We start from the raw sequence: 13885 nt of genomic DNA, 5'->3' as shown, positions 1-13885 counted from the left end.
GGTGGCTCCATTTTTCTTCACGGCGTGGGCGTGCGACGACGCCCACGCACTGCAGGCTCAATTGGTTTGCAGAAAGCTCAGCACGCGCCTGGTGAACAGTTCACCAGCCTGCACGTTGGACAGGTGCGCAGCATCGAACTCGACCAGCTCGGCGCCCGGAATACGCTCTTGCATGAAGCGACCGTGTTCGGGCGTGGTCACCGCATCACCGGTGCCGCATACGATCAGGGTCGGCACGTCGATCGTGGCGATCTGCTCGCGGTAGTCGGTATCGCGCACCGCTGCACAGTTACCGGCATAGCCCTGGGGCGAGGTCTGCGCCAGCATGGTGACGATCGGCTCGACCTTCTCCGGCTGGGCCTTGGCGAACGGCGCGGTGAACCAGCGCTCGATGGAGGCATCACGCAGGTCGCGCATGGCCTTCTCGCCACCCTTGAGCACGGTGTCGATGCGGGTGTTCCACACCTCGTCGGTGCCGATCTTGGCGCCGGTGTTGCACAGCACCAGGCGATCCAGGCGCGAGGCGGCGTTGATCGCCAGCCACTGGCCGATCAGCCCGCCCATGGACAGGCCGCAGAAGTGCACCTTGTCGATGTTCAGGGCATCGAGCAGTGCCAGCACGTCGCGGCCGCTCTGCTCGATGCTGTAGAAACCCGGCGTGACCAGCGACTGGCCATGGCCACGGGTGTCATAACGCAGCACCCGGAAGTGCTCGGTGAACGCCGGAATCTGCGCATCCCACATGTGCAGGTTGGTGCCCAGAGAATTGGACAACACCAGCACCGGTGCGTCGGCCGGGCCTTCTAGCAGGTAGTTCAGGTCGCCATCGGCGAGGGAAACGACAGGCATGACAATCTCCTAACGGGAAAACGGTTCAGTGGTTCGCGCTGCGGTGCAGGGCCACGGCGCGATCGACCCAGCGCTGCGCCTGGCCCAGGTAATGGGCCGGGTCGAGCAGGCGGTCCAGCTCATCGGCGGACAGTTGGGCGCTGACCTCGGCGTTGGCGCCGAGCACGGCGCGCAGGTGTGCGCCCTCCTTCACCGCCTGCTTGCAGCATTGCTCGACAAGATGGTGGGCAGCGTCACGACCGATGCGTTGCGCCAGGGCGATGCTCACCGCCTCGGCCAGCACCAGGCCGCGGGTCAATTCGAGGTTGGTGGCCATGCGCTCGGCGTCCACTTCCAGGCCCGGCACCAGGATCAGCGCCTGCTGCAGGGCGCCGGAGACCAGGCAGCAAAGCTCCGGCAGCGTCTCCCACTCGGCGTGCCACAACCCCAGGCTGCGCTCGTGCTCCTGGGGCATGGCCGCGAACATGGTAGCGACCAGCCCGGGCGCGCGGGTGGCGGCGCCGATCAACACCGCCGCGCCCACCGGGTTGCGCTTGTGCGGCATGGTCGAGGAGCCGCCCTTGCCCGGCGCCGAGGGCTCGAACAGCTCGCCGGCTTCGGTCTGCATCAGCAGGCTGAGGTCACGGCCCAGCTTGCCCAGGCTGCCGGCAATCAGGCCGAGCAGGCTGGCGAACTCGACCAGGCGATCACGCTGGGTGTGCCAGGGCTGCTCGGGCAGTTGCAGGTCCAGTTCGGCGGCCAGCGCACCGGCCACTGGCCAGGCCTTGTCGCCCAATGCGGCCAGGCTGCCCGAGGCGCCGCCGAACTGCAGGCACAGCAGGCGCGGTTTGATTTCGTCGAGGCGCTGGCGATGACGATCGATGGCGCCCAGCCAGCCTGCGATCTTCATGCCCAGGGTCACCGGCGTGGCATGCTGCAGCCAGGTGCGCCCGGCCATGGGCGTTGCCGCATGACGCTGGGCCTGCGTGGCCAGCTGTCTGCTCAGGGCGTCCAGATCCTTTTCCAGCAGATCGATGGCCGCACGCAGCTGCAGCACCAGGCCGCTGTCCATGGCGTCCTGGCTGGTGGCGCCCAGATGCACGTAGCGCTCGGCCTCGGGGTTGCTCGCCGCGATGCGTTTGCCCAGCGCCTTGACCAGCGGAATCGCTGAATTGCCGGCGCTGCCGATGGCCACCGCCAACGCGTCGAAGTCGTAGAGTTCGGCGCGGCAAGCCGCCTCGATATCGGCGACCACCGCCTGCGGGATCACCCCGGCCGCCGCTTCGGCCCGGGCCAGCGCTGCCTCGAAGTCGAGCATGCCCTGCACACGACCCTGATCGCTGAACACCTGGCGCATCGGCGCACTCGTGAAATAGGCATCGAACAGCTGGCTAGCGGGCCTTGAACTCATACAGCGAACACTCCGTGGTCAATGATCGTGGTGCAGGTAACTGGCCTGGCGCGGCAGGCGCAGGCTGACCAGAAAGGCCAGCACCATCATGCCTGATACGTACCAGTAGAAGGTCTGTTCCATGCCGATGGATTTCAGCCCCAGGGCAACGTATTCCGCCGAGCCGCCAAACAGTGCGTTGGCTACCGCGTAAGCCAGGCCGACGCCCAGGGCACGCACCTCCGGCGGGAACATCTCGGCCTTCACCAGGCCGCTGATCGAGGTGTACAGGCTGACGATGGCCAGCGCCGCGATGATCAGCAGGAACGCCATCACCGGGCTCTGCACGGTATGCAGCAAGGCCAGGATCGGCCAGGTGCAGATCGCACCAAGGGCGCCGAACCAGAGCATCGAGGTGCGGCGACCGATACGGTCGGACAGCGCACCGAACAACGGCTGCATGATCATGAACAGGAACAGCGCGCCGGTCATGATGCCGCTGGCGGTCTTGGCGCTCATGCCGGCCGAGTTGACCAGGTACTTCTGCATATAGGTGGTAAAGGTGTAGAAGATCAGCGACCCACCGGCGGTGTAGCCCAGCACGGTGAAGAACGCGGCCTTGTGGTGCTTGAACAGGTAGGCGACGCTGCCCGATTCCTTGTTGCCGATCTGGTCTTGCTTGGCGGTTTCGTCCAGCGAGCGACGCAGATAGAACGCCACCACCGCCGCCATCGCGCCGATCACGAAGGGGATGCGCCAGCCCCAGGCACGCAGCTCGTCCTCGCTCAGCGCCTGCTGGAGAATCACCACCACCAGCACCGCCAGCAACTGTCCGCCAATCAGGGTGACGTACTGAAACGAAGCGAAGAAACCGCGCTGGCCCTTGAGCGCTACCTCACTCATGTAGGTGGCCGTGGTGCCGTACTCGCCGCCCACCGAAAGGCCCTGGAACAGGCGCGCCAGCAACAGCAGCACGGGCGCCAAGGTGCCGATGCTGCTGTAGGTGGGCATGCACGCGATGGCCAGCGAACCCAGGCACATCATCAGCACCGAGATCATCATCGAGACTTTGCGGCCGTATTTGTCCGCAACACGGCCAAACACCCAGCCGCCGATCGGCCGCATCAGAAAACCCGCAGCGAATACGCCTGCAGTGTTGAGCAGTTGCACGGTGGGGTCGTCGGAAGGAAAGAAGGCCGGCGCGAAGTAGATCGCGCAGAAGGCGTAAACGTAGAAGTCGAACCACTCGACCAGATTGCCCGACGAGGCACCGACGATGGCAAAGATGCGCTTGCGGCGCTCTTCCGGGCTGTAGTTGGGGGCTTCGTACGCCGCGCTGGCTTCAGTACTCATCATGGATACTCACTGGTAGGAAACGGGACCGTCCCTACTCCGACCCCACATGTAACCAAATGATTCGTCATTTTAGGTCGCCCATCCCCACCAGAGCACGGTGTCGTGGACCGTGAACGGGTGAGGACAAACGAAACTTGAAGAGAGTTGCTGGATTCAAACAAGCCTCTGCGGGAGCGGGCGGGGACGCCTAGTCCATACCCGCGAATCGGGCGCATGGCGCCCTCCCACAAAGTACGCGGCCGGCCATCAAACCGTAGATGGGCCGAGTGCCGTAGGGTGGACCGGGGCGCGTAGCCGGCGCTTTATCCGGCCACCGTCCGCAGGCGCCACGGTGGATGAGAAAAGCGTCATGCACCCGACCAGGGCAAACGGCCGATTCCGCGATCAAACCCGCTCGACAGCCAGTGCCAGCCCCTGCCCCACGCCAACGCACATGGTCACCAGGCCGAGCTTGCCGCCGGTTTTCTCCAGATGATGCACGGCGGTCAGCACCAGGCGGTTGCCGCTCATGCCCAAGGGATGGCCGAGGGCGATGGCGCCGCCGTTCGGGTTGACCTTGGGGCTGTCGTCCGGCAGACCGAGGTCGCGGGTCACTGCCAGGCCCTGGGCCGCGAAGGCTTCGTTCAGCTCGATCACGTCGAAGGCATCGATGTCCAGATTCAGGCGCGTCAGCAGCTTGCGCACCGCCGGCACCGGGCCAACGCCCATGATGCGTGGCGCGACGCCGCCGCTAGCCATGCCCAATACCTTGGCACGGGGTTTGAGGCCGTACTGTTCAACGGCTTCGGCCGAGGCCAGGATCATCGCCGAGGCGCCATCGTTGAGGCCCGAGGCGTTGCCAGCGGTGACGGTCTTATCCGGGCCGTTGACCGGCTTGAGCTTGGCCAGGCCTTCGGCGGTGGTGTCGGCACGCGGGTGCTCGTCACGGTCGACGACGATCTCGCCCTTCTTGGTCTTGATCACCACCGGGACGATCTCCTCGGCGTAGTAACCGGCTTCCTGGGCCGCCGCTGCACGCTGCTGGCTACGCAGGCCGAAGGCGTCCTGGTCGGCACGGCTGACGCCATAGTCCTCGGCAACGTTGTCACCGGTAACCGGCATCGGGTCGACGCCATACTGTTCTTTCATCGCCGGGTTGACGAAGCGCCAGCCCAGGGTGGTGTCTTCCAGCTTCTGGCCGCGGCCAAAAGCGCTGTCGGCCTTACCCATCACGTAGGGTGCGCGGGTCATCGACTCGACGCCGGCAGCAATGGCCAGTTCCATTTCGCCCGAGGCGATGGCGCGGAACGCAGCACCGACCGCCTCCATGCCCGAGGCGCACAGGCGATTGAGGGTCACGCCCGGCACGGTTTCCGGCAGGCCGGCGAGCAGCAGGGCCATTCGCGCAACGTTGCGGTTGTCTTCGCCGGACTGGTTGGCGCAGCCCATGAAAACCTCATCGAGCGCCGACCAGTCGACCTGCGGGTTACGCTCGACCAAGGCCTTGAGCGGAATCGCCGCCAGGTCGTCGGCACGTACCGCGGACAGCGCGCCGTTCAGGCGGCCAATCGGCGTGCGGATGGCGTCGCAGATGAATACCTCGCGGCTCATTCGTCACCTCCTTTCTGGCCGTGGGCCTCGGCAGTACGGGCTTCCAGGTCACGCAGCGCAGCCAGTTCCTCGGCTTTCGGCGCCTCGGTGGTGGTCACGCTGTCGGCGAAACGGATCTGCCAGCCGGTGTTCTCGATCACCTGCTCACGGGTCACGCCTGGGTGCAGCGAAGTGACGATGAATTCGTTGCTGCCGGCTTCCGGCTCCATGATGCACAGGTCGGTGATGATCGCCACCGGGCCGTCACCCGGCAGGCCGAGACGCTTGCGATGATCACCGCCCTCGCCGTGGCCAACCGAGGTGATGAACGCCAGCTTGTCGACGAAAGTGCGGTGACCCTGTTTGAGGATGATCAGCACTTTCTTGGCACTGCCAGCAATCTCCGGTGCGCCACCGGCGCCCGGCAGACGAACTTTCGGCGCGTGATAGTCGCCGATCACGGTGGTGTTGATGTTGCCGAACTTGTCGACCTGGGCGGCGCCGAGGAAGCCGACGTCGATGCGCCCGCCCTGCAGCCAGTAGCGGAAGATTTCGCCGGTCGGCACCACGGTATCGGCGGTTTCCGCCAGCTCGCCGTCACCGATGGACAGCGGCAGCACGCTCGGCTTGGCACCGATCGGGCCGGACTCATAGATCAGCACCACTTCCGGGGCATGGGTCAGACGCGCCAGGTTGGCGGCCTTGGACGGCAGGCCGATGCCGACGAAGCAGACGCTGCCATTGCCGAGGCGGCGTGCGGCGGCCACGGTCATCATTTCATTGGTGTTGAAATCGCTCATCACTTGGCCTCCCCATTAACCTTCGCCTGGTATTGCGCAAAATCCTCGGTGCCACGGATGTACTCGTCGATCCAGGCGGTGAAGGTTTCACGGTCGCGGGCAATCGGGTCCCAGGCCTGGTAGAAGCGGTTGTCGCGCTCGTAGTAGCCATGGGCGTAGGACGGATGGGCACCGCCAGGCACCACGCAGACCGCGGTGAGTGCCCAGGTCGGTAGCACGCAGGCGTTCATCGGCGCCTGCAGGTCGTCGACGATTTCCTCGACGGTGACGATGCAGCGCTTGGCCGCCAGGGCTGCTTCCTTCTGCACGCCAAGGATGCCCTGGATCAGCACGTTGCCCTTGCGGTCGGCCTTCTGGGCGTGGATCACGGTGACGTCCGGACGCACGCTGGGAACCGCGGCCAGCTTCTCGCCGGTGAACGGGCACTCGATGAACTTGATGTCCGGGTTGACCTTGACCAGGTCCGAGCCCTGATAGCCGCGCAGCACCGCGAATGGCAGGTTGGAGGCGCCCGAGACATAGGCATTGGCCATGGCCGCGTGGCTGTGCTCGCTGATTTCCAGCTTGTGTGGCCAGTGTTTCTCGACCGCGTCGCGCAGGCGGTGCAGCGAGCCGACACCAGGGTTACCGCCCCAGGAGAAGATCAGCTTCTTCGCGCAACCAGCACCGATCAGCAGGTCATAGACCAGGTCGGGCGTCATGCGCACAAGGGTCAGATCTTTCTTATTCTGACGGATCAGCTCGTGGGATGCAGCGGTCGGGATCAGGTGGGTGAAGCCTTCGAGGGCAACGGTGTCGCCATCGTGAACGAAGCGTTCGACCGCTTCGCGCAGGGAGAGAATCTCAGCCATGGTCGTTCTCGTCTTGTTGCTCTGGATGCTGGGCCGGCAGCTAGGCCGTATGGTCACAAGGTACTCACCCAATAGCCTGCTAACAATCCGATAATCGACTATCCGTTCGATAATCGAACGAGACTTTCATGGCTGCTTTCAGAACCTGCTCACGATCTAGCGAGCTAGAGCCTTACAAGGCCTAGGCGGCCCCACAAAAACAGGCGAGGAAGCGGAGTTTACGAGCTGTAAATGAGCATTCCGAACCTGGTTTTAACGCAGTAGGGCCGACGCGCAGCAGATCGTGAATAGGTTCTCAACGGTTGCGCTTGTAGGTATCGGACGGCAACTCCCCGAAACGCCGGCGATAGACGTCAGCAAAACGTCCCAGGTGCAGGAAGCCGTAATCCAGGGCGATTTCGGTGACGCTGCGCATCACGCTGCTCGGGTCTAGCAACTGGGCGTGGATGCTATCGAGCTTGCGCTGGCGTACGTAATCCCTGGGGCTGATGCCGGCATGGCGCTCGAACAGTGCATACAGCGAACGCTCGCTGACCCGGGCCACGGCCAGCAATTGTTCGATGCCGATGTCCTGGGTGAGGTTCTGCTCGATGTAGTCGACCACCTGCTCGAACGAGCTGACCTGGGTCTGCGGCTGCTGGCGCTGCACGTTGTTGCCCAGCAGACCGAGCAGCTTACTGGCGATGATGCGCACGTAGTGTTCCTGCACTTGAGGCATGCTGGAGGCTGCTTCGGCTTCCTCGCAGATCAGCATCAGCAGGTTGGAGAAGCCCTCCAGCTCGCGCATGTCGTGACGCGCCGCGGTGAAGCGGATACCGCTCTGCGGCAACATCCAGCGGTTCTCCAGGCAGGTGTTCTCGAACAGGCTGACCGGCAGCTTGACGATGAATTTCTCGCAGTCGGCCGAATAGGTCAGATCCACCGGATCATCGGGGTTGATCAGCAGCAGTTCGCCAGGTACGTAGAAGTGTTCCTGGCCGCGGCATTGCGAGCGGCAATGGCCCTTGAGCAATACCTGCAGGTGATAGATGGTTTCCAGCGCCGGCGAGGTGACACGCACGCTACCGCCGTAGCTGATGCGGCACAGGTCGAGGCTGGCGAACTTGCGGTGATTGAGGCTCGCTTCGGGAAAGCCCGTGGTCGGCAGGCGAATGCAGTGAGCACCGACGTGCTGATTGACGTAGTCGGACACCGCGTAGGGATCGGCACGCTCGAACACACGGCTGCGCGCGCCCAGCAAGACATTGCTCATCATCAGACCTCGTTGTTTTTCTTATAGGGCTGAATCGCCAGTGCCCGGCAATCCGCTAATCTTCTGGCGATTCTAGCCATCCCCTGCTAACGCGATACGGTGGCGTGACAAAGGGTTACATCTCTGTTCGAGCATCAGCCGCTCGCCATTCGCCAGCGCTCAACGCAAGACGCCGCGCGGCTCTCGCCAGCCCAGTCATGGCAAGCGAGAAACAGCGCGGCGGACGGCCTGCAGGTCGGTTGACGCTTACACCTCCAACGCACGAACCCGCTCATGGCGCTTCTGCGCCTTGGGCTCGGCGGTGGACTGCAGGGTGAAGTCGAACTCGATTTCGGCGAAGCGCCCTTCTATGCCATGGGCCTTGGCAAGCGCTGCATCGTCAGAGAAGTCGATCCTGGCGATCAACTCGTCACGGGTGGCGTAAGCGAAGTCGTCGTGCAGGTACTTGTCACCATCCAGGTTGATCTGGGTGGTCAGGTGGCGATGGCCAGGCGCCGAAATGAAGAAGTGCACATGAGCCGGGCGCTGGCCATGACGGCCGAGCTGGTCGAGTAACTGCTGGGTCGGGCCATCCGGCGGGCAACCGTAACCGGACGGCACGATGCTGCGGAAACGATAACGGCCTTCGGCGTCGGTCTCGATGCGCCGGCGCAGGTTGAACTCCGATTGCGCCGGGTCGAAGTACGAGTAGGTGCCGCCGGTGTTGGCGTGCCATACGTCGACAATGGCACCAGCCAGCGGCTTGCCACTGGTATCGAACACCCGGCCCTGCATGAACAGCGGCGTGCCGGCATCGGTGCCGTCATCGAGACGGGCTTCGCCTTTGCTCAGCGGCGCACCGGCCACGTACAGCGGCCCTTCGATGGTACGCGGCGTACCGCCGGTGCGGCCCGCTTCCTCGTCTTCGGCGTCCATCAGCATGTCGAGGTAGTGCTCGATGCCGAGGCCGGCGACCACCAGCCCGGCTTCCTGGCGGGCGCCGAGCTCGTTGAGGTAGTTCACCGCCTTCCAGAACTCTTCCGGGGTGATCTGCAGGTCTTCGATGATCTTCGCCGTGTCGTTGAGCACACGGTGGATCAGCGTTTTCATGCGGGCATCGCCGCCGTCATTGGTGAAACCGGCGGCGTCTTCGAAGAACTTTTGCACTTCGGCGGTCTGGGCGATACGAACGGTCATGGCGTGTTTCCTCATCTTGTTGTTGTGTGGATCCGATCTGGCGAGCGAGCGGCGCCGATCAGCGATCGTCAGCGTGGATCGAGGACGGATGGCGACACAGCGCCATGACCTCGATGTCCATGTACGGGTACAGCGGCAATTGCATCAGCGTGTCGTGCAGGGCCTGGGCGTCGACCACGTCGAAAATGCTGACATTGGCGTAAAGCCCGGCGATGCGCCACAGGTGACGCCAGGTGCCTTCGCGCTGCAGGCGCTGGGCCAGCTCCTTTTCGTCGGCCTTGAGGCGCGCGGCCTGCTCGGCCGGCATGTCGGTGGGCAGTTTGACGGTCATGCGCACGTGAAACAGCATGGCTAGCTCCTTGTAGGTTCGTCTCAGCGGCGGCTGAAGCGCTGCAGGCGTTCTTCGTCCAGCGTCACGCCGAGGCCCGGCGTGGTCGGGATCTTCAGTTCGAAATCGCGGTACACCGGCACCTCGACGAGGATGTCCTCGGTCAGCAGCAGCGGGCCGAACAGTTCGGTGTGCCATTCCAGCTTGCTCAGGGTGGCGAAGGCATGGGCCGAGGCCAGGGTGCCGACGCTGCCTTCGAGCATGGTGCCGCCGTACAGGCCGATGCCCGCCGCTTCGGCGATGTAGGCACTGCGCAGCACGGCGCGCGGGCCGCCGTTCTTGGCGATCTTCAGGGCGAACACCGGCGCGGCGCCGCCGCGGGCCAGATTGAAGCTGTCCTCGACGCTCTCGATGGCTTCGTCGGCCATGATCGGCGCCGGGCTGCGGGCGCTAACGCGGGCCTGGGCGAGCACGTCCTGGCGCGGTATCGGTTGCTCGATCAAGTCGACGCCGGCATCACCGAGGGCCTGGCAGGCGCGAATGGCCACCGCCTCGCTCCACGCCTGGTTGACGTCCACCCGTACACTGGCACGGTCGCCCAGGGCGCGCTTGATCGCGGCGACGTGGGCGATGTCCAGCGCCGCCTCGCGGCTGCCGATCTTCAGTTTGAAAACCCGGTGGCGACGCAGGTCGAGCATGCGCTCGGCCTCGTCGATGTCTTTGGCGGTATCGCCGCTGGCCAGCGTCCAAGCCACTTCGAGGCCGTCGCGCACACGGCCACCGAGCAATTCGGCGACCGGCAGCCCGAGGCGCTTGCCCTGGGCATCGAGCAGCGCGGTTTCCACCGCCGAACGGGCAAAGGTGTTGGCGCGCACGCTGCGGTCGATGCGCAGCATGGCGGCATTGATGTTGCCGGCCGGCTGGCCGATCAGCAGCGGTGCGAAATAGGTATCGATGTTGGTCTTGATGCTTTCCGGGCTTTCTCCGGCATAGGCCAGACCGCCGATGGTGGTCGCTTCGCCGACACCTTCGATACCGTCGCTACAGCGCAAGCGCAGGATGACCAGGGTCTGCTGCTGCATGGTATGCATGGCCAGCTTGTGCGGGCGAATGGTGGGCAAGTCGACGATGAGGGTGTCGAGGCTTTCGATCAGCGGGAGGCTCATGGGCGTTGATCCGTATGCGCGGCAATGCCACGAGCCGTCGCCTGCGAAGTGGCGCACTGCGGCGCTCCCTTCACGAGGTCGGCCAGCAGCGGGCGAGAAGAGCAAGGGATGCGAGGAAGCACGGGCATATCCTTCAGGTTTTATTTTTGTCTGGGCACAGATTGACCTCAGCAAATCAGGCAGTCCAATATTGAATCGGTCTGGTTTCATACCCTGGAGGTATCATGGAGCTGCGCCATCTGCGCTACTTCCGCGTGCTGGCGGAAACGCTCAATTTCACCCGTGCGGCCGAGCGCCTGCATATCGCTCAGCCACCGCTGAGCCGGCAGATTCAGCAACTGGAAGACGAATTAGGCGTGGCATTGATCGAACGCGGCAGGCCGCTGCGCCTGACCGAAGCCGGGCGCTTCTTCTACGAACATTCCGTGCAGTTGCTCGAGCAACTGGGCCGCGTCAGCGACGATACCCGGCGGATCGCCGAAGGCCAGCGACGCTGGTTCGGCATCGGCTTCGCGCCTTCCACACTGTATGGCGCGCTGCCGGAACTGATTCGCCAGCTACGTGGCGAAGCGGCCATCGAACTGGGTTTGTCCGAGCTGACCACCTTGCCCCAGGTGGAAGCGCTCAAGCGCGGCCGCATCGATATCGGCTTCGGGCGCATCCATATCGAGGATCCGGCCATCGTGCAGGAAGTGATCCGCGAAGATCCCCTGGTCGCCGCCCTGCCCGCCGGCCACCGATTGCTGGCTGCTCCGGCTTCGCTGGAGGAGCTGGCCCGCGAACCCTTCGTGCTCTACCCCGCCTCGCCAAGGCCCAGCTATGCCGACCACGTGCTGGCCCTCTTCGCCCGTAACGGCCTGAAGATTCGCGTGGCGCAGATGACCAACGAATTGCAGACCGCCATCGGCCTGGTATCCGCCGGCATCGGCATCAGCCTGGTACCCGCCTCGGTGCAACGCCTGCACCGCGACGATATCGGTTACACGCCCCTGCTCGACGCAACGGCCACCTCGCCGATCGTGATCAGTTATCGCAAGGACGACGATTCGCCGCTGCTCAAGCGGTGTTTGAAGCTGGTGAAGAATCTGGATAGCGAGTAAGCGCGACTGGCAGGCCGAGCGACCAAGTCCATTGACACGAAAAGCATCGCGGGCATGGACTGGGCGTCCCCGCCCGCTCCCACGGATGCTGTTCTCAAGTGAGTCCGTAGGATGAGCCAAATGAACAACGGCCATCCACGATCCGTGTGGGAGCGCGCCATGCGCGTGAAAAATCGCGGGCGTGACCCGCTGGTTGGCGCCGACGATGCCGGAATACTGCAAAGCCCCGTTTTCAGGGTACTTCAGAGCCGAAACAGCATTTTTTTAGGCATGAAAAAGGGCGACCGAAGTCGCCCTTTTTGTGGATCACCCGAACTTAGTTCTGGTTTTCCATTTGCGCACGAATCAGATCACCGATGGTGGTCGGACCGGAAGTTTCAACTTCCTGCTTGCGCATTTCCTTGATGGCTTCTTTTTCGTCTTCGACGTCTTTCGACTTGACGGACAGGCTGATCACGCGGCTCTTGCGATCGACGCTGATGATCTTGGCCTCTACTTCTTCGCCTTCTTTCAGAACGTTGCGCGCGTCTTCAACGCGGTCACGGCTGATTTCGGAGGCTTTCAGAGTGGCTTCGATGCCGTCGGCCAGAGTGATGATGGCGCCTTTGGCGTCAACTTCCTTCACGGTACCGCGAACGATGGTGCCTTTGTCGTTGACAGCAACGTAGTCGGAGAACGGATCTTCTTCCAGTTGCTTGATGCCCAGGGAGATGCGCTCACGCTCCGGGTCGACCGACAGAATGACGGTTTCCAGCTCGTCGCCCTTCTTGAAGCGACGTACGGCTTCTTCGCCGACTTCGTTCCAGGAGATGTCGGACAGGTGAACCAGGCCGTCGATGCCGCCGTCCAGACCAATGAAGATACCGAAATCGGTGATCGACTTGATGGTGCCGGAGATCTTGTCACCCTTGTTGAACTGACCGGAGAAGTCTTCCCACGGGTTGGTTTTGCACTGCTTGATACCCAGGGAGATACGACGACGCTCTTCGTCGATGTCCAGAACCATGACTTCCACTTCGTCGCCAACCTGAACGACTTTCGACGGGTGGATGTTCTTGTTGGTCCAGTCCATTTCGGAAACGTGTACCAGGCCTTCCACGCCTTCTTCCAGCTCTGCGAAGCAGCCGTAATCGGTCAGGTTGGTCACGCGCGCCATGACGCGGGTGCTTTCCGGGTAACGAGCCTTGATGGCAACCCATGGGTCTTCGCCCAGTTGCTTCAGGCCCAGGGAAACACGGTTACGCTCGCGATCGTACTTCAGAACCTTGACGTCGATCTCGTCGCCAACGTTGACGATCTCGGACGGGTGCTTGATACGCTTCCAGGCCATGTCGGTGATGTGCAGCAGGCCGTCGACGCCACCCAGATCCACGAATGCGCCGTAGTCGGTGAGGTTCTTGACGATACCCTTGACCTGTTGGCCTTCCTGCAGCGATTCCAGCAGCGCTTCGCGCTCGGCACTGTTTTCGGCTTCCAGGACGCTGCGACGGGAAACGACAACGTTGTTGCGCTTCTGGTCGAGCTTGATGACCTTGAATTCCAGCTCTTTGCCTTCCAGGTGAGTGGTATCACGCACCGGACGGACATCGACCAAGGAACCTGGCAGGAACGCACGGATGCCGTTAACGTCGACAGTGAAGCCGCCTTTAACCTTACCGTTGATAACGCCCTTGACCACTTCCTCAGCGGCGAAAGCTGCTTCCAGAACGATCCAGCACTCGGCGCGCTTGGCTTTTTCGCGGGACAGCTTGGTTTCACCGAAGCCGTCTTCGACCGCGTCCAGCGCTACGTGTACTTCGTCACCGACCTTGATGGTCAGCTCGCCTTGTTCGTTGAAGAACTGCTCCAGAGGGATGACGCCCTCGGACTTCAGGCCAGCGTGAACGGTAACCCAGTCGCCGTCGATGTCGACCACGATGCCGGTGATGATGGCACCCGGCTGCATGTCGAGGGACTTCAGGCTTTCTTCAAAAAGTTCTGCAAAGCTTTCGCTCATGTTGATTCCTGTTGGGTCGGGCGGGGATTCGCCCTGCTCCGCATTCCAGACTATGCGGGTTTATTCATGTAAA

Annotated in this window: 12 protein-coding genes; 1 reads left to right on the top strand and 11 read right to left on the bottom strand. The window is 63.2% G+C overall.

Annotated elements, in window-relative coordinates:
- Nucleotides 1–57: 57 nt before the first annotated feature.
- The 10 genes from pcaD to BVH06_RS17025 form a co-directional block, all read right to left on the bottom strand.
- A complete protein-coding gene (pcaD, locus tag BVH06_RS17070) occupies nucleotides 58–849 on the bottom strand; it encodes a 3-oxoadipate enol-lactonase (RefSeq protein ID WP_075934872.1) in 792 nt (263 codons plus the stop codon).
- Between the two features lie 25 nt (nucleotides 850–874).
- Complete coding sequence (locus tag BVH06_RS17065) at nucleotides 875–2239, bottom strand: 3-carboxy-cis,cis-muconate cycloisomerase (protein ID WP_075934871.1); 1365 nt, start codon at nucleotides 2237–2239, stop codon at nucleotides 875–877.
- An 18-nt stretch (nucleotides 2240–2257) separates the two neighbouring features.
- Nucleotides 2258–3571 carry an MFS family transporter gene (locus BVH06_RS17060; RefSeq protein WP_075934980.1) on the bottom strand — a complete coding sequence of 438 codons (1314 nt, stop codon included), beginning with the start codon at nucleotides 3569–3571 and terminating at the stop codon, nucleotides 2258–2260.
- 387 nt (nucleotides 3572–3958) lie between these two features.
- A complete protein-coding gene (gene pcaF, locus BVH06_RS17055) occupies nucleotides 3959–5164 on the bottom strand; it encodes a 3-oxoadipyl-CoA thiolase (protein ID WP_075934870.1) in 1206 nt (401 codons plus the stop codon).
- Nucleotides 5161–5943: a CoA-transferase subunit beta gene (locus tag BVH06_RS17050; RefSeq protein ID WP_075930552.1), complete on the bottom strand. Its 783-nt coding sequence runs from the start codon at nucleotides 5941–5943 to the stop codon at nucleotides 5161–5163. The genes pcaF and BVH06_RS17050 overlap by 4 nt, the downstream gene beginning before the upstream one ends.
- Entirely contained in the window at nucleotides 5943–6794 is an 852-nt protein-coding gene (locus BVH06_RS17045; protein ID WP_075934869.1) for a CoA transferase subunit A, read from the bottom strand. The genes BVH06_RS17050 and BVH06_RS17045 overlap by 1 nt, the downstream gene beginning before the upstream one ends.
- 295 nt (nucleotides 6795–7089) lie before the next feature.
- Nucleotides 7090–8046: an AraC family transcriptional regulator gene (locus BVH06_RS17040; RefSeq protein ID WP_075934979.1), complete on the bottom strand. Its 957-nt coding sequence runs from the start codon at nucleotides 8044–8046 to the stop codon at nucleotides 7090–7092.
- Between the two features lie 246 nt (nucleotides 8047–8292).
- Nucleotides 8293–9222 (bottom strand): catechol 1,2-dioxygenase, encoded by a 930-nt coding sequence (gene catA, locus BVH06_RS17035; protein WP_075934868.1) that lies wholly within the window; start codon nucleotides 9220–9222, stop codon nucleotides 8293–8295.
- 58 nt (nucleotides 9223–9280) lie between these two features.
- The gene (gene catC, locus BVH06_RS17030; protein ID WP_075930555.1) at nucleotides 9281–9571 is read right to left on the bottom strand and encodes a muconolactone Delta-isomerase; all 291 of its coding nucleotides are present in this window, start codon (nucleotides 9569–9571) and stop codon (nucleotides 9281–9283) included.
- A gap of 23 nt (nucleotides 9572–9594) precedes the next feature.
- On the bottom strand, nucleotides 9595–10716 hold the full coding sequence (locus tag BVH06_RS17025) for a muconate cycloisomerase family protein (RefSeq protein WP_075934867.1): 1122 nt from the start codon (nucleotides 10714–10716) through the stop codon (nucleotides 9595–9597).
- Between the two features lie 224 nt (nucleotides 10717–10940).
- Between BVH06_RS17025 and BVH06_RS17020 the strand changes: the two genes are divergently transcribed.
- Nucleotides 10941–11816, top strand: a complete 876-nt coding sequence (locus BVH06_RS17020) for a LysR family transcriptional regulator (RefSeq protein WP_075934866.1) — start codon at nucleotides 10941–10943, stop codon at nucleotides 11814–11816.
- A gap of 316 nt (nucleotides 11817–12132) precedes the next feature.
- Here the strand turns inward: BVH06_RS17020 and rpsA are convergent, their stop codons facing one another.
- On the bottom strand, nucleotides 12133–13812 hold the full coding sequence (gene rpsA, locus BVH06_RS17015; protein WP_013791124.1) for a 30S ribosomal protein S1: 1680 nt from the start codon (nucleotides 13810–13812) through the stop codon (nucleotides 12133–12135).
- Nucleotides 13813–13885 lie beyond the last annotated feature (73 nt).

The organism is Pseudomonas sp. PA27(2017) (assembly GCF_001945445.1).
Taxonomy (GTDB): Bacteria; Pseudomonadota; Gammaproteobacteria; order Pseudomonadales; family Pseudomonadaceae; genus Aquipseudomonas.
Note: the sequence above shows the minus strand (reverse complement) of the source record. Positions and strands in the feature narration are given on the sequence as shown.

What these genes read in the sequence shown, in the direction of transcription:
- BVH06_RS17065 (WP_075934871.1), bottom strand. Translation starts at nt 2,239, where the DNA reads ATGAGTTCAAGGCCCGCTAGCCAGCTGTTCGATGCCTATTTCACGAGT.
- BVH06_RS17050 (WP_075930552.1), bottom strand. Translation starts at nt 5,943, where the DNA reads ATGAGCGATTTCAACACCAATGAAATGATGACCGTGGCCGCCGCACGC.
- pcaF (WP_075934870.1), bottom strand. Translation starts at nt 5,164, where the DNA reads ATGAGCCGCGAGGTATTCATCTGCGACGCCATCCGCACGCCGATTGGC.
- BVH06_RS17045 (WP_075934869.1), bottom strand. Translation starts at nt 6,794, where the DNA reads ATGGCTGAGATTCTCTCCCTGCGCGAAGCGGTCGAACGCTTCGTTCAC.
- pcaD (WP_075934872.1), bottom strand. Translation starts at nt 849, where the DNA reads ATGCCTGTCGTTTCCCTCGCCGATGGCGACCTGAACTACCTGCTAGAA.
- BVH06_RS17040 (WP_075934979.1), bottom strand. Translation starts at nt 8,046, where the DNA reads ATGAGCAATGTCTTGCTGGGCGCGCGCAGCCGTGTGTTCGAGCGTGCC.
- BVH06_RS17025 (WP_075934867.1), bottom strand. Translation starts at nt 10,716, where the DNA reads ATGAGCCTCCCGCTGATCGAAAGCCTCGACACCCTCATCGTCGACTTG.
- catC (WP_075930555.1), bottom strand. Translation starts at nt 9,571, where the DNA reads ATGCTGTTTCACGTGCGCATGACCGTCAAACTGCCCACCGACATGCCG.
- BVH06_RS17060 (WP_075934980.1), bottom strand. Translation starts at nt 3,571, where the DNA reads ATGAGTACTGAAGCCAGCGCGGCGTACGAAGCCCCCAACTACAGCCCG.
- rpsA (WP_013791124.1), bottom strand. Translation starts at nt 13,812, where the DNA reads ATGAGCGAAAGCTTTGCAGAACTTTTTGAAGAAAGCCTGAAGTCCCTC.
- BVH06_RS17020 (WP_075934866.1), top strand. Translation starts at nt 10,941, where the DNA reads ATGGAGCTGCGCCATCTGCGCTACTTCCGCGTGCTGGCGGAAACGCTC.
- catA (WP_075934868.1), bottom strand. Translation starts at nt 9,222, where the DNA reads ATGACCGTTCGTATCGCCCAGACCGCCGAAGTGCAAAAGTTCTTCGAA.